This window comes from Pseudomonas marginalis (assembly GCF_900105325.1).
In the GTDB taxonomy this organism is placed as follows: domain Bacteria; phylum Pseudomonadota; class Gammaproteobacteria; order Pseudomonadales; family Pseudomonadaceae; genus Aquipseudomonas; species Aquipseudomonas marginalis.
Genome location: NZ_FNSU01000003.1, coordinates 1228746 through 1248617 on the forward strand (window position 1 = coordinate 1228746; position 19872 = coordinate 1248617).

The following is a 19872-nucleotide window of genomic DNA, read 5'->3' on the forward strand; positions in this document are numbered from 1 at the left end:
AAAACAGAAACCAACGACGCTTTAAACAACACCTTATAAATCCTCACCTACGTCAGCAGGCTTGACAGCCATCTTGGCACGCTTTGAAGCTAGCTCAGCCCTCACTTTTTCCAAAGCACGCTGTTCAATAGCCTCTTGGTTTTCAGACAGCCACCTATCGTATGCAGCAGCCTTCTTGGCTTCACACTCTTGTGCATACCACTCTTCAAACTGGCTATCAATGTCGTCAACCAGTGGCTTGGAACTAACTCTGATCCCTTGAGGCTTTGCGGGAGTAGAGCGTTTGTATCCACGCCCTGTTGTGGCACGGTGAGCTATAACAGCAGGCCAGTTCTTGAAGGTGTTGTAGTGTGGACGGTTATCATCAGCACCACACCATGACGTGGCAGCCTCACCGCTCTTAATCCACTCCTTCACCAGCATTTCTTGCATTTCAGCTGTGTACTCAACGCCTTTACCGGCCATGTCTCAATCTCCAATGTTCGTGATGTGTTGAAGCTGTGTTCTCAGAACGTCGCTCAGAGCTTCTTTCAGAACGTCTCTGTATTCAAATTGTGCCACTTGCTGTAGATGGGCTTCCACCCGAATACTCTGTACTCCACACCACCATAACATCGCCCATGTTATCAGCACAAACGCATTCATATGATAGCCATCACCAATCCAATTGTCTGGAGTACATTCTTGTTTGTATACCGACAATCACCGTGGGAAAGGGGCTATTTTCTACAGGGTGTCAAATTCCGCCCCCAAAAATAAGGTTCACTTGTGTTGGGGCTTTGTTTTCTGGCTGGAAAATATAATGTGGGGGTGTTGGGAGGTGTGGTGGGAGGTGTGTTGATGGGTGTGTTGATGGGTGTGTTGATGGGTGTTGTGGGGTTTGGAAAAGCCGGTTTTGTGTGGGAGCGTCTTAACAACAAACAAGAGGCCAAATGGGAAACGCTCTTAATTATAAAATAATAGAGAACACCTATAGGAAGTGCCACACTGAATAGTGTTGCCCTATCAATAAAGGCCCTTCATGTAAGCTCACTTGAGAGCGCCCCTCCCTCATTACCTATGACCCCTAGGCTCATGCCAACAAAAGCCACCAGCGCCACCACAAAGCCTTACAGATGGGTAGAGCTTTGGAGGCATGGCAACTCCTTGGGGATAGATCACGGGGGCTGGGTGTTTCCTTTGAGAGTGTGTTGAATGTGTTGTGTCATACCACATAACCCCTGCACTGAGGCATACGCTCTAGGGAGTGTCACCCCTTGGAGAAGGCAACCCCAATAGCAGCCATCAGCCTAGCGACTGTTGTAGGGCTCCACATGCCACCCCTTGAGGTGGGCTTACCCCTGGAGTTGAGGCAATCAGCCAATGATTGGAGTGTGTTGGCACCTTCGAACAGACAAGCTTTCACGTGAGGGGCAATCTCTTTGTGGTGGGTGTTCACCTTAGGGGTGTTCACCTCTGGGGATTGTGCCCTGTCAGCCTTCGCCTGACGTGCTACAGCAGCGTTAGCAGCCCTACGCCCCACCTTGGCTAGGCTTTCCTCACATCCATTGTCAGCACGTTCCTGTAGAGCCTTGAGGGCGTCCTTTGTACGCTGGCTGATGAACTTACGTTCTTGCTCTGCTAGGGCCGCAAACAAGTGAAGCTGAAAAGCATCAGCCTGAGGCATTGTCGCAACCTTGAAGGTGACACGCTTCATTAGGGAGGCGATGTGCTCAACATCACGGCTCAAACGGTCTAGCTTGGCTACAACCATTGGCAAGCCCTGTGCAATCGCCTGTGAGCATGCTGGACGCTCTGCAGGAGGGATAGAGCCAGACACCGTGTCAGTGTACTCACCTACCACAACCCAGCCATTAGCCTTAGCTGCCTGCTCTACATAGGAGCGTTGAGCCTCAAGCCCCAGACCAGAGTCACCTTGGCCTTTTGTAGAAACTCGGTAGTAGGCAATGACATTCATGATTGTGCACCAGAGTTGTTGTGTGTTGGCACATTGTACATATAGCGTTGGCACATCACAACATCTACACGACCGTTTAGAGAATGTAAATTGTGATATTGGCGATTATTACAATCTGAGAAGCTATGAACATGTCAATAGACTGTGCACTATATGTTTATTGCTGGAGGATTGTTGTTGACAAGGAAAACCCTTTGTGGGCGTACAACACCCTTAGGTGAGTCTCCTATTTGAAGCTCTTCACCCTTTCGCATGAAAGAGGAATGATTCCCATTAGAGCTTGCCATCTATCAATGGGTGAATTATTGTGATGAAAGAGGTTCATACTTTGTGTTTCTGCTGATGATGTGAGCATTATTGAAATTATTGTGCAAAGAGAGCTGACAAAGCGAAAACATCCTGCTTAACAAAACGCTATGTGTCCCACACCACAGGATTTGTCACCAGTAGCACATTCCTTGGACAGAACACCCCTCTCAGCAACATCACTCCTTGAGAGTCATCACCCCACAAACAGACACAACTATTGATACAGCACAACACTTTCCGATAATAGATGGTATGCTAATGATTAGCCTCCTATACATATAGAACACCATTACACAGAGATTGAATCTGCTAGAGGGTAATAACATGTCGTAAACGACATAGAGTGATACAGGCTCTCCGTAGGAGAAAGGGAAAGAATCTTGGTAGGGTTTTATGTGTATGGATTTTATTGTTTAAGACTTCTGTAGCCTACAGACTTTTCTAACACATCACATCTAAAACAAATCACTCCTAACAAGAACACTAAGCCCTTTGGGCTCTATTGGTGCAAAACTCTTAGACCGTAGGTCTGGGAGGATCACTCTACAAGATGATTAACCTTTGACCGAAGGTCAGAGAGTTACCCTGTTAGAAAGAGCTACCATTCTTTAGTGGGGTATTTGTTTTATATATTTTAGTATGATCACTCTCAGAGCTTACGCTCTAAGGTTGGTGCAAAAGCTTTTGGGGTGATTTTGTCCCACGTCCCAACGTAATAGATATGGTTCGCGGGGGCTGGGACATTCGACGTAGAATAGATCACTTCCAGACAGATCACTCTGCGTAGGTGACAGCGGTCGAAAGTTTTAATAGGAACGTGTAAAACTGATACACCTCAGCAGCGAACGCGCACCATGTCATCCCACGCACGGGAGAACTTGTGTCCACACTGAGTCTCCATGTACACCCTCGCTCCTCCCGTGTAGACAACTTTCGTAATCCACCGCCACTCTCCTTTTACGTAGAGAACGTCATTATGGTGCACCTTTGATGCAGCGTGGAGTACGTATCGTGGCTTGCTAGGGCGCTTCTGTTTTTTAGGGACATCCCGACTGCCACCCTGATTGACTTCACGGGGCCCATCACGCGCTTCATTAGGCGCTTCCTTAGTCGAGGGCTTGAGCCATTCGTCAACCGTAGCCTGAAAAGCAATCCCTGCTAGCTGCTTCAACAAATTTATCACTGCTCCTCACCCCCTCACCTATCAGTCCAAACAGAATATAGGGCGCGGAGCATCAAATCACCCATTTCGAGCCATCCGCGCGCGTCTCGCCGTAGCGCTGCTGTTGAAATGCCATCACTGCGGAGTCATTATGCGTGCACACAAGACAAGGAAGAACCGACCAGTGACCACTAAGATATACGCCTTCTATAACAATAAGGGTGGGGTTGGCAAAACCACACTCTGCCAAAACGCAGCTTGCCTCTACGCAGAAAACAATCCTCAAAAGCTTGTTTTGGTGATTGACCTGTGCCCTCAGGCAAACATTTCTCAGTTCCTCTTGGGGGGTGGACATGTCGGGTACAAGGCCAATCAACGCCTTCAATCCACCGCCACTCGCCGTAACATTGTCGGCTTCATGGACTGGATGCTAGGCGGCAACTCTGGCTTCACGAGCTTGCCCACTAGCTATTTGACGCAAGTTAACCCGCACAACCCGAATGTCACAAAAAACCTTCACCTCATAGCTGGAGACTCGTTTTTAGAGTCGCTAACCCTTGCACTGAACTTTGCCACAATGAATCCGGCAAACATTTTTGCGTGGAAGGAGTACGTGACCGCCATTCGCAGGCTGTGTGAAATCGAGCTACAAAATTCTGAATACGATGATATGACAGTCTTTGTAGACTGCAATCCGAGCTTTTCTGTGTACACACAAATGGCGCTGGTATCCTCCGACGCCTTGATCGTACCAATGATGGCAGATTTCAGCTCTCTGGAAGGTATCAAAGGAATTCTGATGCTGCTGTATGGAAAATACCCATCATCGGCCACAAAGAACTATGCAGCCAAGGTTGTCACCTTCAGCCGACAAGTCGAGCAATACGGCCTTGAGCTACCGAAGATATGGGAACTTCCATTCAACAACTTCACAACAAATTTGGGTGTAGCAACAGCTTTCGATTCTGTAAGAGAGGAGCTGATCCTTTATGCGTGGAAGCAATACGCCACAGACCCAACAATATTTTATCCATGCGATGTACCACCAACAACGATAAAAGAGTGGGAAAAGCTTTTCGTATCTAATGTAAAAGACTTCCATACTGCGGGCAAAGTATCAGCAAGCCTCGGCATACCTTTGCATCGACTACCACTACATAACAACTACACCATGCCCAATGGAGACTCGGTGGGAATCCCGAAGTCAAACTACAAAGAATCCCTAAAGCACTTAATCAAGTTTGTTTCAAAACTGTAGACCCCATACAAACAAGAAGCCCGCCTCGGCGGGTTATTCTTCAACTCAGGTGCTGATAGATGACTACCAGCAGGATGCATACGACGACTGAGGTGAAGGGACGAATTTTCTAGTGACTGGCATGTAGGGCCATTGAAAAGCCATCATTCGTCCCCAAGATAATGCTTACACCGCACGTCGCGGTTAACTGAGCCACACTAAGAAAGGACGCAAGGAATGATTAGAGTACTACTGTCACTAGACTTGATTGACTCAGAAGATCGGCGTGACGATCTATATGAATTGATAGAAAAGCAGAACTGGAAGAAGCTAAATGATGTTGATACCGTTTGGACTCTGACATACCCCAAGCACGACCATGAAGACGAAGAACATTTCAAGAAAATAAAGAACTATATAGCGTCGTTTTTTAAAACATCAGCTAAAGAGCTAAAGATAAAAGAACTCTACTATGTAGCTCAACTGGGAAACAAAGAAGTCATTAGCCGTGTAGTTAGAAAGGTTGACGGAGAATACAAAGCGTTTACCCGAGAACTTTACAAGAAAAAGTAAATGAATTATCCGGTGACTAACACCACCGGATTTTCAAGCTGTAGGCAAACCAGACACACCATTACCCGGTGTAACGCCAGTATGTTTGTGAGTATCAAACAGAATTCCATTAAACGTGGCGTTACCTGTCATTGTGTAGTTGCCTGTCCAGTTTGTGTTAGCCACTTGAACATTCATTGTGTTGGCCTTCAAGCTGATGCTATTGGAAGCTTCAAGCTCAATATCTTTGCCGATCACTTTAACTGTGAACTGAGATTCAACTACAGCATTACCATCAGCTTTGAGAACAAACTGTGTCTCTTGACCTGTCCCAGTGTTATGCACAATCACCAAATCATTTGGATCATTGCTCAAACTCAGGGAGTTGATTTGCTGTGTGGTTACTGAGAAAGGAGCCAAGCCGGGAACAAACACAGAATCTTGAACATCCTTCATACGGTTATCGTATGTCATGATTGGTGCTGTGTTGTTTGCAATCTTGAAGTTGTCCGTGTTGTTATCCATCACCACACACATTCCTGTGTCACCCACGTTAACTGGGAAGAGGAACGCACTGTTGCCAGTTCTCATATGAGCGATAGGGACGTTAATAACGTGCGTGTCATCCATGTTAGAGCCGTCATCAGCTTGACGTGGATTAGAGATTTCAACAGTGACACTGAATCGACCATTAACACCCACAACTCTTGCTGGGTATGCTGTACGGCTGTTCTCACTGTTGTTGTAGATGGCGTTATCAATGACGCTCATCCATCCGCCTTCAATCTGTTGAGTATCAGTGTGCATGAGCGTTTCCTTTCAAGGGTAGAGCTTTTCCATTACGGTGAACCATGAACCACTTCTTTTTGTGGTTGATGTAGGCTTCCACTACTGTGAACTTGTGGACAGAGAGTGTGCTGTGTTCATCAAGATAGTCTGTGGCTGCATGTACAGCATCAGCCTTACTATCAAAGAAACAAGGGTATTGGATGTTATCGAATTGTACGGGGTGCATTGCGTTCTCCTACTGGGCTGTTGGAATTATTGAGTGTTGGGTTGGCATTTATTGCCGGGTTAGCAGTTTGATTGATGGTGATTGGCGTGTAAGAAGAGATAGAGTTGTGCACCTGCCTCGGAATTTGCACGTCAACATACTGCTTGAGTTGCTCTGAGTTGTTGTTGAGTAGAGTTCTAAGCTGGTTTGTTTGAGATAGAGAGTGGTTAACAATCTCTTGTCTGATCATCCTCAAGTCATTGGCCCTCATGGCCTTGTACTCATTGACTGTGTTGTGGGCGTCAACCGCTAGGATTGAACACCCAACCAACAGAATCAGACAGAACCCAAACAGCCAACCCCAAAGAGGTGGCGTGTTCGTGATCTTCATTAATTACCTCTGGCTCTTACCATTGTTCCAGCAGCAACGGCGGGGCTATTCTTAGACAGAGCTTCTTTAACTGTGTCTACTAGCTTGGCGTTATGCTCTTCCATCTGAGCTTTCAAAGCATCAGTATCAGTTGCACCATTAATTGTCGTATCACCAATAGTCACTTGAACATTACTGTTCGTAGTATTGTTGGCAGCTTGACCGTTAACCTGTGGCTGTAGGAATGGGGTGATTGGAGGGTTGCTCAGAGTTGCAAGCTTGTTCTGTACACTTGCAGCGGCTGCATCAAAGTTGACTGTTGGGGCGGACAAACCAGAACCAAGGATGTTTCCATTTGTAGAAGGCAACGCCAGCTGGTTAGGTGCGTAGTCCGGGTCATCTTTCTTCTTGCCAGCCATCCAGAGGTTTGCTTGACGCTGGTCAACTTGCCACTGTCTATCACTGTCATCAGATGCACGTTGAGCAACAATCTTGTCGTAGTCTTCATCATTGATATTACCAAAGTAGTGTTGAATGTCTTGAACCTTACGGCCAATCCAAGTTAGAACATCTACAAAAGCAGTTAGGCCATCAACAACGAAAGTGATTACACCTACAATGGCTTCAAGGGTGATCTTTAGAACATCAACACCACCTGTCAAACCACCATTACCAAACAACGTAGTCCAGAGAGTGCTAAAGGCAACTCCCAGTTCTTTGAATGCCCCGCCTAGTTCACCCATAAACTTAGGATCAAGGTAGCTTCCACCATTATTAAAGAAGGCTGTCATCTGGGTGAACTTTTGAATCAAAGAAGACAGGCCATCAACTATAGTTGCGGCGGCTCTACCAGTGGCTAGGAACTGAGGCTGTAGTTCATTCATCATCTTTGTGATGCTGTCGTACAATCCGTTATTACCCACCATAGACATTTTCAGGTCTGTGTTGTCGTAAGACTTCGCCATGTTAGATTGGTATTGGTTGCGAATACGGTTGTCCCAAGAGTCTTGAGTCATACGGCCCTTATCCAGCAAGCCACCATCATTTGCACGACGATCCATAACACTACCAAGCTCTGTGACAAACTTGATCAAAGCATCACCAGAGATTTTCTTGTCTTTGCGATCTTGGTTAAACGCTTTTAGAGCTTCATCCCCAGTCTTGTTACCACCTGTAGCACGTTGCCATGCCTCAGCACCCAAGCTGTTAGCATGAGCCCCCAAGTGCTCAGAGATTTGGCCTGTCCATTCTTCGCTGTAAAGTTGACCTTTACCCAAAGCTTGACGCAAACCCAGAGACACTTTAGAGATGTTTTCGTTAGACAAGTGTTGAGCTTTGGCATACCTCAAGATGCCTTCTGTTGTGTCCTGTGCTTTATCAACTCCAACTTTAGGAGCCAAGCCACCAACAATCTTGGCGTAGTCAGCACCCATACTCTTTGTATCGAAGCCCTCTGTTTGAGCAAAGGATTCAAAGCGGTTGTTAATACGGTTGGCACCTTCTGGTGTGCGATCACCAACAGCCTCAAACTGTCCAATACGTTGATTACGTACGTTGGAAGCTCTCTCAGCTTCACGGGAGAAGGCAACGGCAGCAGCAGACACAGCAGCGAAGGCAGCAACCACCAGAGCAGCACTCCCGGCAACAGCACCCAAGCCCATAGACGCACGCCCAAGGCCACTGGAAAGCCCCTCAATGGCTCCCAGAGGATTACCCGCCCCTACCTTACCAACTAGGCCACCAGCACCCCCAAAGCGATGCAGGGCGCCCGCTCCACGGCCAACCAATCCACCACCATGACCACTAGAGGTACGTCTGTGTGCACCAGCAGGGTTAGTGAGGGCTTTGTTGAGCCTGTGTTGAGCCAGAGCCTGCCTTGTTGCGTGTGCCTGAGCCTGTTGTTGTGCCCTAGCAGCACGGTTAGTAAGGTTCATGTGTTGGAGGGCGTTGTTGATGTTCTGTTTAGCCTGAGCCGCTGTAGCAGCTTGAGCGGCCTTCGCTTGGATGGCAGCTAGCTTGGCTTGATCCTGTTGAACCTTTAGTTGTTGTTGCTGTGTCTTGAGCCCTGTAGCGGCTCCTTGTTGGTGAATCTTTTGAAGCTTGGCGCCCTGTAGGGCTGCGTCAAACTGGGCCTTGTTCATTGCTTGGTGAGCTTGGGCGACCTGCTTACCACCGATCCCCTGCCCTCCTAGAGCTTTCTGCATGGCCTTGCCTGCTGCTTGGGCTTGACGTTCCAACCCTTTGAGCAACTGTTGTGCATGCTTGATACCAGAGCCATCAACTTTGAAACCAATCTTTGCAAACAACTCTGCAATAGCTTGTTCATTCATTAGCTATTACTCCGCTGCTTGGGTTAGTAGGATTTCAATGGCTTTGGCTTGTACTTCTTGGCTCGATTCGGACAGTGCATCTACCATGTCAGACTGGGAGAACGCACCAGAGATAATGAAACGTGCATCCACCTCATGGTTAATGCCGTCGTCCTTAGAGACCTTGATGTTTGCTACAGCTTGGTTGATGGCTTCTGTTGCACGGATTACACGTTCATCAGCCAATGCTTTTTCAGCGTATTTCAAATCCTGATAAGAGCAGTGCTTAAACACTTCCTCACCAAAGCGCTTTCCGTATTCTTTGAAATCGATTAGGGCGAGCATGGCATTTACATTAGCGTCAACCTCACACACTTCTGTTAGTGCACGGCGGAACAAGTCTTCAACATACTGCTCAAAGTAGGCTGCATGTGTACGGGTTAGTTTTGTAGAGTTTATATCTTTTGTGTTGGTCATATCTGTATCCTCTGTAATGGGCACAGAAGAGACAGAGGAATTATTGTTTCCTCTGCATCCTCATATCATTTGGCGAAGTTGAATGTGAAACCTTCTTGTGGCTTCACCCTACCCTGTACATCAACTTGTTTCTTGATGCGGGTTTTAGATGGGATGTAACGTGGCGTGAATGCCTCAAAGATTTCTCTACACTTATCTTTAACAGTTGGGTCATCTTTGCGGGGGCGTCCACTCTTGCGTGGTACGATTGGCAAATCTCTTGTCTTGAACTCTGCTACGGCCTTAGCAACTTCAATAAGATGCTCAAGCATGTGTATGTGTTCTTCTGGATACCCACAACGGATTGCACTCACTAGCATTTCTTCTAGTGGCTTGATCGCTTTTCTGTAGGGAGTGGCAGAGATTCTTAGTTCTTGTTCGGCGGTGGGCTTATTGGCTGGCATATCTCAATCCTCTTCTTGGGGACTGTCATAGCCACGTTTGCTGTCTCTGTTCCCACGTTCTTTGTTCTTGTGTTTTGGTTTAGAGCGTGTCTCTTTATCGCCCCATTCATCTGTGTCGTACTTGTAGATACACTGGGCTGTGTTACCTGTTTTCATTTCTTATATCGTTCCTTTAGAATCTCTTCTGTTCTGGCGAAAGAGGCTGTACTTTGTACAGGGCTTCCACCCATCGTTGTCACCACCACTTGAGCGTCATCAATAGTCTTACCATCAGCGTACAGGTTGATTAGTGCTGTACGTTGAGAGGCTGCAAACTTGTACACAGCTTGAAAGCTCTGAGAATCATAACCATCAGTTACTTTATATAGAGCTTCAACAATCTCAGGCTGTTCTGTGAACAGGGAATTGAACAGGGCTTTACGTGTCTCTTGAATCAATGTCATTTTTAGCTCCTTGTGGAATTCAAATAGGTTGTTGGTTGCTGGGCTGTGTACGTTTGCAAAATGCCTTAGGCTGTTAGTCGTCTGTGTCGTAGAGGTAAAACAAGCTAAAGAACTCTGGCATGATGCTAGAGCCATCTGTAATCTTGCCGCTGATTGTTGCGTTGATTGGCAAGAGCAGGAAGTAGCCTGTTAGGCCGTAGTCTTCTAGGTTGTAGTCAACACACATAGGGAACTGAGGGACAAGTGCATACCCTAGGAGTACTGGTGTTTGGTCATCCTTTCTAAGGTCCATCTGCCACTGTGAACAACGCTCATTCCAATAGAAGGTAAACTGCCAAGATTGTCCCTCAAGGGCGATGCCATACCTGTACTTAGAATCAGTGTATAGAGGCATTTCAATAGATACTGTCTGTGTCATTTTCCATACTTCTGTTGTAGGATTCTTGTTGTACGTTCAATGTCGGTTTCTTGTTTGGCTTCCTGTGGGGCGTGCACTCTTTTGGGAGCGCTCGCGTTCATGGCCTTCTGTACAGATTCAACAGAGACTGTCTGTCCCAGCTCTAGAAGCTGATAGATGAACTCACCAGCGGCAAGGTCTGTAATGCCAAGAGACTCACGTAGAGTCTCAATAGCGCTTGGGTTGTATTCCATAATTACTTACCTGCTCTCAAGCCACGAATACGAGTTTGAACACGCTTCTCAAACTCAGCCTGTTGTTTGGCTGCATCTTCCAATGCTAGAGCCCTGCGTGCTGCATCTTCCTCAACCTTGAGGGCTTTGGCTTCTTGTTCAAAGACAAGGTTGTTATGTGCGTCAATGCTTGCTTCATACGTGGCTGTAACTTCTGCAGTAAGTTTTGAGATTTCATCACACTGATACTCAACACCCTCAATACGAACATAATTTCCTTTGTCGTCTCTGGTTGGTGCCTCTGGCTTCTTTACATAAAGCATTGCAGCACCTGTGCTAGTAACCTCCGGGGTTAGAGTGTTAGACAGGAACATTGTGTAACCTTCTGCTAGCTTGGCTTGCAGTACACCCATAGCAACAATCAAACTACGCTCCGTAATTTGCTCTACAGCACCGTGAAAGTGCTTACGTGGATACTGGCCGTTGTCATTCGGCTTTGCATCGTAGTCGTAGTCATTACCAGAGAAGCGGCCTTTGTAGGCCAATGTTTCCCATTCGATAAGTTGGACTAGTTCTGCTTTGTCTGCTTTCTTGATTTGTAGCTGTGTCATAATTTCTTTTCCTTGTATGAATATATTGGGCTGTGTACGTTTAAAACGGGATGTTCTGGCTGTGGCAGAGTTCTTGGTAATCAAGCAACTTGTCATCCTCATTATCGTCGGGATAACGGTTGTCACGAATAAATAGCATTGCGTTATGTCCCACACCACCATCGCTATCGAGGCTGGCTAGGAAGTCTGTACGCCACTGCTTATCGGACAGAGTTGTTAGTGTTCCAATGTCGATTTGTGTTTCTAGGCTAGTCATTGTCATTTCAAAACCCTCAGTCAAATTTGCGACTGGCGACAACACCAACTAGAAAGCCGATTGCACAGAACGCAAAGCAGAGAGCAGCTACTGTGATTGGATCAAACATTCTTCATTTCCTTTTTCTTTAGGAGTGTGTACAGGATGGATTGTTTACGTGCTGCAAACTCTTCTGGGGTTTCAAGCCAGAGTGTGGCGAGTGCACCCATCTTTTCTGTATCAGTGAGTTTGTTGATCATGTTCAACATGTGTTCAGATGCAGCTTCAACAAAGTCAGCTACTGTAGTTGGTGTGGAGTGTTCGACAATGAACGTCTTAGCTCTCAGCTTCCTCATGCGGCATGCTGTAGAGCAGTGAACGTGGTTAGAGCGGGAAGCTAGAAAGCCTCGTTGACATACAATGCATGTCTTTCTTGTTGGCGTTGCCATAGTGATCGTTTTCCTTGTACTTGAGTTGTGTATCTGGGCTGTTATGTTGTTACGTTAGTTGTGACGTTATTTCTCACGGGCACAGAAAAAGAGGCTTTCGCCTCAGTCGCTGTTCAAGCAAGGAATATTGTGTGATTGGCTACCGAGCGTGGCTCAAGGTAGAACATCAGAAATAGAAGCAGTAACCGCACCACACTGCAAAGTGGTTCTTTCATCAACAGAGGCCAAAGCTAAGCGTGATGACGTGCGTTCAAGTAATCGCCAGCAACTTGATGGTACTGTTCCGGGCATGAGAACCCTGCGGGAGAAACACCGAACGGTGAATTTGTATAATTAATTGTGAGTGGTCGCCAGCAACCCACGGTACTGCAACAAGCTGTAAGGCTTTGCGATACTCCGTAGAGAGTAGTTTTAGAATGTGTGACAGTGTTGAGCAGCTACTGTCAGAACTTTGGAGGGCGTAGGGATCAAGGGGATGATCACGCTACAGTTGCTCACATGGCATCTAAAGCAGGAGTGAGGCCGCTACAGATGATTCTTGGAATGGGGCCAGTTATCTAACCAAACTGGAAAAGGGTGTTGTCTCAAAGGAGGATCAACAACACATCAGGGTAACGACTCCCGACTTAGAATTTTGGTTCTCATGGTTAGTTGTGAGGCCGTACATGAGGAAGCAGGAAGAACACGTGTGGAAAGTTGTAAGAACCACACATCTCTTTCTTCCCTAGCTCGTACTGTTAGTATAACACGGATGTTACAACTGTCAATAGCGGCGTCACAATTTTTGTGATATTTTTGTATTTATTTTATTTCACATGTCAATTGTCATGGATTTTCTGTTGATGGGCACTACACCCCACATCAGAACAAATCACAAGATTGAACGCCAGTATCACGACAAACCCTGTCCACCTCTACAGAGCCCCACTTGCTGACAAGTGCTTTAAGCTCGTTCTGAGAACGTAGGAGCCGCGTTACAGCCCCAAGCTTACGAGAGTGTAGGATTTGCCCCACACAGTGCTGTACACGATCTGAGAGAGCTTGTGAAAGGCTGCCCTGCATAACTCCAATAACACCGTTTGTGATGGTGGTATTGGGCTTAGGCGTGGAAGCTGTGTTGTTGAGGGTCGCTGTGTTGATGTACTGCATTGAATCCTCCTAGGCTGTAGTTGGCGACGTTGGTGAACATATCATCAAACTCTTCTGTGTGTTGAGGGGCTGGTTGAGGTGTGAATTGTACGTTGAATACTGGTACATTGTCAATCACAACCGCTGGCTTTCTCACTACGATTGCGCTATCAGATGTGTTAACAACTTCTCTCTCAGCTTGTTCTACAGCATCGTAGAGTGCGTCAAAGGATTCTACACCTGCGTGAGGCTCTACAGTGCGTTGTTGGTAGCGTTGTACTGTAACTGGTAGCTCAGCATCAATTGCACTATCAAGAGCGTCTGTGAGGCTCAGGGAGCGCTCTAGCAATACAGCTGTGTGTTCTGGGCTGTACTCTTTGATTGCCAGTTTCAGGATGTGGCGACGGGCTGCGTATTGTTGCTTACGCTGGGCTTCGCTGCTTTCTGTCTGGTTGGCGTCGTACCCAGTGGCGTACAGTTCCATGAAAGTGTTCACTTTCTCTTGAATCGCTTCTCCAAGCTCAAGGGCCAGAGTTTCAAGGGTGACACGGGATGCTGTAGGCGCTTCATCACAGACCCAATCCATTACGAACATTGGGACAGAGGTTGTACCAGCGGCCAACACCTTGCAGCGCTCTTTGATGCGGTAGAGGTTATCTTTGCCGTAGTTGACCACGTACACGCCCTTCTCTTCATCCAGCTTGGAGCCGTAGACTTCAAAGCAGATGTTGCGTAGTTCGTAGTCCTTGATTCCCTGTGGACGTACAGCCAGTGGGTAGACGCGGGATACTGCTAGGTCAAACTGGCTTGTAATTGCCTTGGTGATAACTGCTACGTCTTTCATGTGTGTGCGTACAAAGCGCTCTGGGAAGCCGGTTTCTTCCATGATGGCTGCTCTGCTCTTTCCTTGCTGACGCAGTTCTACAACCTTGGCGATGTTAGCTGCTGTTTGTTCCTGTGTGATCTTGACCTTCATAATTTTTTCCTTCTAGCTTGATCTGTCCGTATCCCATACTCATGATGGCCTACCTCAGTGGTGGTTGTTGTGAGAGAGAATTCTTTTCCCCCCTACCTACACATATAATATCACAGGCTGTCCAGTTGTCAAGTGACAATTGTGATATTGGGACATTATTGGTACATTTTCTGGTACAACTTCACACAGGGACGTTTTGTCCCAGCTTGCGAGAACCATATATGTAGGTTGGGACACGGGACATTCTGCCCCAGTCAATCACACCAAACCCAATAAACACTGACTGTCCCAGCCGAGCGAACCATATTACTTAGGTTGGGACGTTAGGACGTTAGCACCAGTGGGAACCACTGAGAGGGATACAGCTTAGGGAGTTTGGGGGGAAAATAAATTGTGATAACAATTCCCCCAATAAAAGAAGGGTTACTTCTCAGACCTTCGGTCTAAGGTTTTGCACCAGATCAGAAGGTCAAGGGCTTTTCTTTTTAGGGTTGTTGGTTCTTGTGATAGGTTTTGTGTTGTTACTCCTTGAACAGATCACCCCTGTAAAGTCTCTTCTTGTAGGTGCGAACTCTTCATGGCTTCGCCATACGGGTATTACTTCTGTGTAGAGGATCACTCTTAGACCTTCGGTCTGTGCGTACCTTTCAAGAGGATTGTTGTGTTAGGAGTTTTCAAGATAAAACCCAACTACATTCAATCACTCTAAGAGCTTTCGCTCTTGATCCTCTGGGTTGGTGCAAAACCCTTGGAGTAACCCTCCTTGAGAAGTTTCTTATACAAAGCAAATCTGACAACCCCCTATAAACATTGACCTTAACCGCTAAAAACTTACCAACCGTAATGAGTTGGTGTGTTCTACGGGAGCTAGAATTCCGCCCACAAGAAAGCCCGCTCATGGCGGGCTCTCTGCTTACTCGTTGCTACCGTTGGCTCTGTAGTCTGTAGCACTCTTGCCGGTGTAGCTCGATGGTGCGTCAGCTGGGTTTGCCTTGGCCGGTGTGGTTGTAGACTTCCCATTCTGCTTACCCTTACTTCTGATCTTCACGTTGATGTTCTGAATCACAGCGTACGACACCTGTTCAAACTCAAGGTTTGGAAAAATACCTTCACCTGTAGTTTCGTCTTCCTTGAAGTCAACACCAGTGAACACACAGTTAGTCCAGCTGTTAGGGATAGCACCACCATCATACTCAAAGAACGTGAACTCTTCTCGACTGGTGATCATTCTAACCAGTTCTTCCTTAACAGCTCTGGCTGTTTTGATTTTGCTTTGTGGAGTTACAAAAGCTTGAGGGATGCTGTCCTTTGTGAACTGTGCAATGACCTCTGGCAAAAACTTGTTGATGCCGCCTTGCTCGATAATTCCAACAGGATAAACTGTCTGAGTGTTGTTGATATAGTCCTTTCTATTCACAGCATCACTGATGAACGGACGGGACAAGTTGAAGTCAGCATCAGACAGAACCCCAGAGACTGTAAATCTAGGATTGTCGAAAGTTGTATGGTCTGTGACAAAAGCACCGCTTGCCATTGGGTGTTTAGAGACACTAGCGGAATACTTCTCTGTCAGTTGTGTGATTGCATCAAAGAAAATCACATCGTTGTTTGCTCGCATAATAGCGAACATGTTTGCACCGTAATTGGCCATAGTTAAGTTCCTTGTATTGAATCTTGGTGTGCACAAAGCCCCGCAAGCTCGCTGGAGCTGCGTTAGGGTTGTAATAGAGGCAATGTGAGGGGTGTGTTGCTAGAGAGGCTTATACGGCCTCTGGTGAGAACTCAGACAACTTCGCTATGATTGATCGTCTGAGCTTTGTACATGTCTACAGGACGCCCACGAACAATTACGGTCCTTGGCTTGTCCAGTTGTTCAATGTAGTGACTTGGCTTGATGTGGCGAATCTCCCACAGCGTGGGGTTGGCTTCCATCCATCCCAGAGAGCGTACAAACGCCTTAGCGGCACGTTCTCTAGCTGGGGTAGACAAGCCCTCATGGTGTTGCTCAAGAAGGCTCATAAGCGATTCTGTAAGCGTTGGTGTTGGCTCTGCCACAGGCTTTGCTACATCATCAATAAGAATGTCTGTCATACCCTGTCACCAGCAAACTTGAACTTGACGCTCTCAAGCATCTTGCCTGTGTCGTACAACGGACGGTCAAAGCCTTTGGCCGCAATCGTCGCCAAGGAGTTAGAGCCGGGGTAGCTGGCAATGGTGGCTTTCATTTCACCAACCAACAACTTACCAACCATAGACATGATAGAGCGGGCACTACCCTTTCCTGTGATAGAGGCTTGAGCCGCTTTGATCAACAGTCTCACCATCGCCTGTCTTGTTTGGGCGTTGTTAACTGTCTCTTTCATGAATGGGCGCTCAGGGTGAAACCTTGTTCCGTGTTCGTTCCAAGCTGCCACTGTTGCAACTGGCATTCCATCATCATACTTGTCTTCAAAGAAACCCACCTTTGCCTGTAGCTTGGCTAGGTTGGCTACTCTCCTAGCAAGATTTGCAAACCCTTTCATGTCCAACTTTGTAGAAACTGTAGTTGTAATCATTTGCCGCCCCCGTTGTTGATTGTTGGGTTGACGTTGATTACAGGGCTTGCATTCTGAATAACGCTTGTTCTCTTACTGGCTTCAACTCTTGCCCTAGCTTCCTCAGCCTCAGCTTGGGCCAGCTTACTCATAGCCCTTGGGTTGGCTTCATACATCAACCCTTCAAGCTTTCTAGTTGCCTTGTCAGTGAAAGCAACTTGAGCATTGATCTTGAATTCACTGTCTTCAACCCTTTGCCTGAGGATGTACATGTTGTCTTCAACAGTGCTAACACGCTTTTCAACAATATCTTTCTGTACTCTGACGTTATCGTACTCGTATTCCTTCACCTTACCGCTGAAATAGAGTGGAGCTGATGCTACTGCAACTCCCATCACTACCCCAATGATAAGCATCTGTAGCCTGTTGATGGGAAGTTGAAACCATCCCTGCTTGTTATTATCCATGTGTTGTTCCTTGCTTTGTTTAGCCCAGATGTGCGCCCCCGTAAGAACGTTGTAGTGGTTGTGGACTGAATAGTGATAGGCGTTCTTGTAGAACACCATTGAAGAGTTCTCTGTTGCGTCCGTAAAAGAGTTCGATAGCCTCACCAGCAATGCCGATTTCAACAGCCTTTGTCATAAACTCCTCTACAGCTCCCAGCAGGAACATAGAGCCGGAGTAGCAAACAGTAATTGTGGTTCCTGTACGAAACCAAAAGAAGTGGTAGTTTGTTACATCGGAATGTCTACGCTTGAGCATCATGTTAAAGTGTCGGCTCAATCGTCTAAGGTCAACTTGAGAGGATGGCTTGCCCCCTCCCCCGGATTCCTTTAGTTCGTAGATAGCGGAATGAAGCCCTTTAGATTGTAGGGCTTCGATGTGTCTTGTAATTCGGGACATATTACCCTCCGTTGGTTTTCGCTTGTCTCTCAGCTTCTTTTCTCATTTCAGAGTCTTCAAAGTAAATTCTCAATGCTGTCTCATTTGCATCAAATGCATCAGACACACTCATTGTTGTAGAAAGATCAGAGAGAGTTGCTAGAGGCTGGGAGCATCTGAGAATGTTGTAGATAACGTTAGATTGGCTGTACTTGTCACCAATGCCATCTAGGGAGCGTGGAGGCTGGATTGCACCAGCACCAGAGTAACCCTCTTTGAGAGAGAACCTTTCCTTAGTCCACAGATGCAGGAAGTTGTATTCAATTACAGCAGACAGCAGGTGTGCCACTTCTGGAATGGTGAGGGTATCAACGTCTAGAGATTCATCGTTATAGGTGATGTATCTGAAAAACTCTTCAAACACAGTCTCTACATCAAGCTCCCTTGTTTGCTTCTCTGTCGCCTTGTAGTCGATTAGGTAGGACAGGGGCGACGGCACACGCTCTACAGCTTCGCTATGACGATCATCAAGCGTCTTGCCTGCCAACACTTCACGTACGGTGAGCTTTCCAACTGGGCCAACGTCAGGCTGTATGAAGCGTTCGTATGTTTCGTCTGGCGCTGCAATCTTATCCAAGAACTGGCTAACAGCAAGCCAACGGCCATCAATCACCATACGCGGCAGTTTGTTGAAGGGATAAGGTAGTTTGTTATCAACAATAATGTGTTCTTGAGCAACGGCGAACGCCACAACGGCATTACCATAACGCTCTAGGATTGCACAGCCTTCGGTTGCTGGGTGTTGTTTGATCTTGTAGACCTTATCGTCTACGGTGATTCTCTTTGTTTGAATAGCCATAATGGATTCCTTTTTATGTAAGCCGGGCTAGCTTGTTTGTTCTTTAAACAACGGTTCTTTTAAACAACGGTTACATCGTCGCCTTCCATCGCATTGCATTGCATCTCTGCATACCAGTTGTTGCCTCGGAAGTCGCCAGTGTATTGCACAGCACGAATACGGTAGTAGCCTGTCAACTCACCATACTCAAGTCTAATCACTTGACTGGGAATCAATGCAGCATCCAACAAAACTTTAACTTGAACGCCATAGCGAACACGCTTGTCTTTCTTAGAGAGGTTAAGTTTCTCAGTTGTACGGAAGGGAGCTTCAACCATGCCTGTTGTTTCACTGATTACAGGTACAGTGGTAACACTCTTAGAAAAAGGACCGTTAACATCAGTGACTGTTAGAGTGTCGCCTGTGATGTTGTATTCAAGCTTGTAAGCTTTGGTGATCCTGTCCAACTCTTCTTTGGCTGTACCGTTGAGGCGCCAACCATGAATCAAAGGACTATTTAGGTTTGTTCCAACCATAGGACCACGGGCAACACCGGGCATGTTCTCGGTGATGATATTGAGAACGTCTTGCACAGTTTGGCCGGGAGAAAGGATTCGACTTAGCTTGGATTGTGTGAGATTGACATAACCCTCACCAATCACCATTTGAGTGATCGAATCTGTACCGCGTTTAGTGGTAGAGCATTCTGTGAGGTTGCCACTACATAGAAGTTTGAGGCCGTCGCCGTCCTTGTAGCCAACATAGAGGGTTGCCTCAATGAATCGACTATCAAGCATGCGCTCTTGTTCGGGGGAAAGGTTGTACACTTCAATACTGGCTGTGTTGCCAGTGTGCGTTTTCTTGTTATCGCTTGCCTTGTCTACAGTGAATGTCATCTGTAGTGGGCGGTCTGTGTCTTCGCTGGTGAGTTGAAACCCTTTACCGTTGTTATAGTCGCCAACGGTTAGCTGATAGATTCTTTCAGACTTGCGATTTTTCGTATTGGATACTCTGGTAACGGCCATATTGATTGTTTTCCTTGTTCGGCTTGGATGTTGTGAAGGCTTTAGAAATAGTCATAGCCATGTCTCTCACGGATTGGATTAGGGTTTTTTGGTTGTAATGGTTTGTTCTGCAATAGGCAGTACAGTATGTCTTGCGTGCTGTCTTGCACGGCATAGAGCAGCCACAGTGCTGACATGTTCTTGTTGTAATGTTCATACGCAATCCTCTTGGGGGTTGTGACACTTGATTAAACTGTACTAAAAGGCAGACATAGAAAAGGCCACCAAATCCATTGGCAGCCTCTCTAAGGGCTTTCGCCCTGTACAAGCCC

The 19872-nt window shown here is 46.8% G+C and carries 22 protein-coding genes; 2 read left to right on the forward strand and 20 right to left on the reverse strand.

Features of this window, described 5'->3' with window-relative positions; translation table 11 throughout:
• Positions 1-33: 33 nt before the first annotated feature.
• On the reverse strand, positions 34-465 hold the full coding sequence (locus BLW22_RS14705) for a hypothetical protein (RefSeq protein WP_074846879.1): 432 nt from the start codon (positions 463-465) through the stop codon (positions 34-36).
• 784 nt (positions 466-1249) lie between these two features.
• Entirely contained in the window at positions 1250-1957 is a 708-nt protein-coding gene (locus BLW22_RS14710) for a recombinase family protein (RefSeq protein ID WP_074846880.1), read from the reverse strand.
• A gap of 1655 nt (positions 1958-3612) precedes the next feature.
• On the opposite strand from BLW22_RS14710, the gene BLW22_RS14715 reads away from it, so the two are divergent.
• Together BLW22_RS14715 and BLW22_RS14720 are read left to right on the forward strand one after the other, a co-directional pair.
• Complete coding sequence (locus BLW22_RS14715) at positions 3613-4686, forward strand: ParA family protein (RefSeq protein ID WP_224795902.1); 1074 nt, start codon at positions 3613-3615, stop codon at positions 4684-4686.
• Positions 4687-4902: 216 nt separating this feature from the next.
• Complete coding sequence (locus tag BLW22_RS14720) at positions 4903-5238, forward strand: hypothetical protein (protein ID WP_074846882.1); 336 nt, start codon at positions 4903-4905, stop codon at positions 5236-5238.
• 33 nt (positions 5239-5271) lie between these two features.
• Here the strand turns inward: BLW22_RS14720 and BLW22_RS14725 are convergent, their stop codons facing one another.
• The 18 genes from BLW22_RS14725 to BLW22_RS14810 form a co-directional block, all read right to left on the reverse strand.
• Positions 5272-6024 carry a Gp138 family membrane-puncturing spike protein gene (locus BLW22_RS14725; RefSeq protein WP_074846883.1) on the reverse strand — a complete coding sequence of 251 codons (753 nt, stop codon included), beginning with the start codon at positions 6022-6024 and terminating at the stop codon, positions 5272-5274.
• A 577-nt stretch (positions 6025-6601) separates the two neighbouring features.
• Entirely contained in the window at positions 6602-8911 is a 2310-nt protein-coding gene (locus BLW22_RS14735) for a hypothetical protein (protein ID WP_074846885.1), read from the reverse strand.
• Positions 8912-8917: 6 nt separating this feature from the next.
• Positions 8918-9367 carry a hypothetical protein gene (locus BLW22_RS14740; protein ID WP_074846886.1) on the reverse strand — a complete coding sequence of 150 codons (450 nt, stop codon included), beginning with the start codon at positions 9365-9367 and terminating at the stop codon, positions 8918-8920.
• Between the two features lie 65 nt (positions 9368-9432).
• Positions 9433-9810, reverse strand: a complete 378-nt coding sequence (locus tag BLW22_RS34495; RefSeq protein ID WP_143045138.1) for a hypothetical protein — start codon at positions 9808-9810, stop codon at positions 9433-9435.
• A gap of 152 nt (positions 9811-9962) precedes the next feature.
• A complete protein-coding gene (locus BLW22_RS14745; protein WP_074846887.1) occupies positions 9963-10253 on the reverse strand; it encodes a hypothetical protein in 291 nt (96 codons plus the stop codon).
• A 73-nt stretch (positions 10254-10326) separates the two neighbouring features.
• Complete coding sequence (locus tag BLW22_RS14750) at positions 10327-10671, reverse strand: phage baseplate plug family protein (RefSeq protein WP_074846888.1); 345 nt, start codon at positions 10669-10671, stop codon at positions 10327-10329.
• Positions 10668-10904 (reverse strand): hypothetical protein, encoded by a 237-nt coding sequence (locus tag BLW22_RS14755; RefSeq protein ID WP_074846889.1) that lies wholly within the window; start codon positions 10902-10904, stop codon positions 10668-10670. The genes BLW22_RS14750 and BLW22_RS14755 overlap by 4 nt, the downstream gene beginning before the upstream one ends.
• Positions 10905-10906: 2 nt before the next feature.
• On the reverse strand, positions 10907-11494 hold the full coding sequence (locus BLW22_RS14760; RefSeq protein WP_074846890.1) for a hypothetical protein: 588 nt from the start codon (positions 11492-11494) through the stop codon (positions 10907-10909).
• A 40-nt stretch (positions 11495-11534) separates the two neighbouring features.
• Positions 11535-11750, reverse strand: coding sequence for a hypothetical protein (locus BLW22_RS14765; protein WP_143045139.1), 216 nt, complete (start codon positions 11748-11750; stop codon positions 11535-11537).
• Positions 11751-11851: 101 nt separating this feature from the next.
• Complete coding sequence (locus BLW22_RS35130) at positions 11852-11989, reverse strand: hypothetical protein (protein WP_218023881.1); 138 nt, start codon at positions 11987-11989, stop codon at positions 11852-11854.
• Positions 11990-13277: 1288 nt separating this feature from the next.
• Complete coding sequence (locus BLW22_RS14775) at positions 13278-14282, reverse strand: hypothetical protein (protein WP_074846893.1); 1005 nt, start codon at positions 14280-14282, stop codon at positions 13278-13280.
• Between the two features lie 913 nt (positions 14283-15195).
• Positions 15196-15933 carry a phage baseplate protein gene (locus BLW22_RS14780; RefSeq protein ID WP_074846894.1) on the reverse strand — a complete coding sequence of 246 codons (738 nt, stop codon included), beginning with the start codon at positions 15931-15933 and terminating at the stop codon, positions 15196-15198.
• A gap of 131 nt (positions 15934-16064) precedes the next feature.
• A complete protein-coding gene (locus BLW22_RS14785; protein ID WP_074846895.1) occupies positions 16065-16373 on the reverse strand; it encodes a hypothetical protein in 309 nt (102 codons plus the stop codon).
• The gene (locus tag BLW22_RS14790) at positions 16370-16837 is read right to left on the reverse strand and encodes a hypothetical protein (protein WP_083381371.1); all 468 of its coding nucleotides are present in this window, start codon (positions 16835-16837) and stop codon (positions 16370-16372) included. Before BLW22_RS14790 ends, BLW22_RS14785 begins: the two co-directional genes overlap by 4 nt.
• On the reverse strand, positions 16834-17283 hold the full coding sequence (locus BLW22_RS14795; protein ID WP_074846897.1) for a hypothetical protein: 450 nt from the start codon (positions 17281-17283) through the stop codon (positions 16834-16836). The genes BLW22_RS14790 and BLW22_RS14795 overlap by 4 nt, the downstream gene beginning before the upstream one ends.
• A 19-nt stretch (positions 17284-17302) precedes the next feature.
• The gene (locus tag BLW22_RS14800; protein WP_074846898.1) at positions 17303-17719 is read right to left on the reverse strand and encodes a hypothetical protein; all 417 of its coding nucleotides are present in this window, start codon (positions 17717-17719) and stop codon (positions 17303-17305) included.
• Position 17720: 1 nt separating this feature from the next.
• Positions 17721-18557, reverse strand: coding sequence for a hypothetical protein (locus tag BLW22_RS14805; protein WP_074846899.1), 837 nt, complete (start codon positions 18555-18557; stop codon positions 17721-17723).
• A gap of 59 nt (positions 18558-18616) precedes the next feature.
• Positions 18617-19561 (reverse strand): hypothetical protein, encoded by a 945-nt coding sequence (locus tag BLW22_RS14810; protein WP_074846900.1) that lies wholly within the window; start codon positions 19559-19561, stop codon positions 18617-18619.
• Between the last annotated feature and the right edge of the window lie 311 nt (positions 19562-19872).

Coding starts and splice junctions, on each gene's coding strand:
- BLW22_RS14705 (WP_074846879.1), bottom strand. CDS start 465: ATGGCCGGTAAAGGCGTTGAGTACACAGCTGAAATGCAAGAAATGCTG.
- BLW22_RS14710 (WP_074846880.1), bottom strand. CDS start 1,957: ATGAATGTCATTGCCTACTACCGAGTTTCTACAAAAGGCCAAGGTGAC.
- BLW22_RS14720 (WP_074846882.1), top strand. CDS start 4,903: ATGATTAGAGTACTACTGTCACTAGACTTGATTGACTCAGAAGATCGG.
- BLW22_RS14725 (WP_074846883.1), bottom strand. CDS start 6,024: ATGCACACTGATACTCAACAGATTGAAGGCGGATGGATGAGCGTCATT.
- BLW22_RS14735 (WP_074846885.1), bottom strand. CDS start 8,911: ATGAATGAACAAGCTATTGCAGAGTTGTTTGCAAAGATTGGTTTCAAA.
- BLW22_RS14740 (WP_074846886.1), bottom strand. CDS start 9,367: ATGACCAACACAAAAGATATAAACTCTACAAAACTAACCCGTACACAT.
- BLW22_RS34495 (WP_143045138.1), bottom strand. CDS start 9,810: ATGCCAGCCAATAAGCCCACCGCCGAACAAGAACTAAGAATCTCTGCC.
- BLW22_RS14745 (WP_074846887.1), bottom strand. CDS start 10,253: ATGACATTGATTCAAGAGACACGTAAAGCCCTGTTCAATTCCCTGTTC.
- BLW22_RS14750 (WP_074846888.1), bottom strand. CDS start 10,671: ATGACACAGACAGTATCTATTGAAATGCCTCTATACACTGATTCTAAG.
- BLW22_RS14755 (WP_074846889.1), bottom strand. CDS start 10,904: ATGGAATACAACCCAAGCGCTATTGAGACTCTACGTGAGTCTCTTGGC.
- BLW22_RS14760 (WP_074846890.1), bottom strand. CDS start 11,494: ATGACACAGCTACAAATCAAGAAAGCAGACAAAGCAGAACTAGTCCAA.
- BLW22_RS14765 (WP_143045139.1), bottom strand. CDS start 11,750: ATGACTAGCCTAGAAACACAAATCGACATTGGAACACTAACAACTCTG.
- BLW22_RS35130 (WP_218023881.1), bottom strand. CDS start 11,989: ATGATCAACAAACTCACTGATACAGAAAAGATGGGTGCACTCGCCACA.
- BLW22_RS14775 (WP_074846893.1), bottom strand. CDS start 14,282: ATGAAGGTCAAGATCACACAGGAACAAACAGCAGCTAACATCGCCAAG.
- BLW22_RS14780 (WP_074846894.1), bottom strand. CDS start 15,933: ATGGCCAATTACGGTGCAAACATGTTCGCTATTATGCGAGCAAACAAC.
- BLW22_RS14785 (WP_074846895.1), bottom strand. CDS start 16,373: ATGACAGACATTCTTATTGATGATGTAGCAAAGCCTGTGGCAGAGCCA.
- BLW22_RS14790 (WP_083381371.1), bottom strand. CDS start 16,837: ATGATTACAACTACAGTTTCTACAAAGTTGGACATGAAAGGGTTTGCA.
- BLW22_RS14795 (WP_074846897.1), bottom strand. CDS start 17,283: ATGGATAATAACAAGCAGGGATGGTTTCAACTTCCCATCAACAGGCTA.
- BLW22_RS14800 (WP_074846898.1), bottom strand. CDS start 17,719: ATGTCCCGAATTACAAGACACATCGAAGCCCTACAATCTAAAGGGCTT.
- BLW22_RS14805 (WP_074846899.1), bottom strand. CDS start 18,557: ATGGCTATTCAAACAAAGAGAATCACCGTAGACGATAAGGTCTACAAG.
- BLW22_RS14810 (WP_074846900.1), bottom strand. CDS start 19,561: ATGGCCGTTACCAGAGTATCCAATACGAAAAATCGCAAGTCTGAAAGA.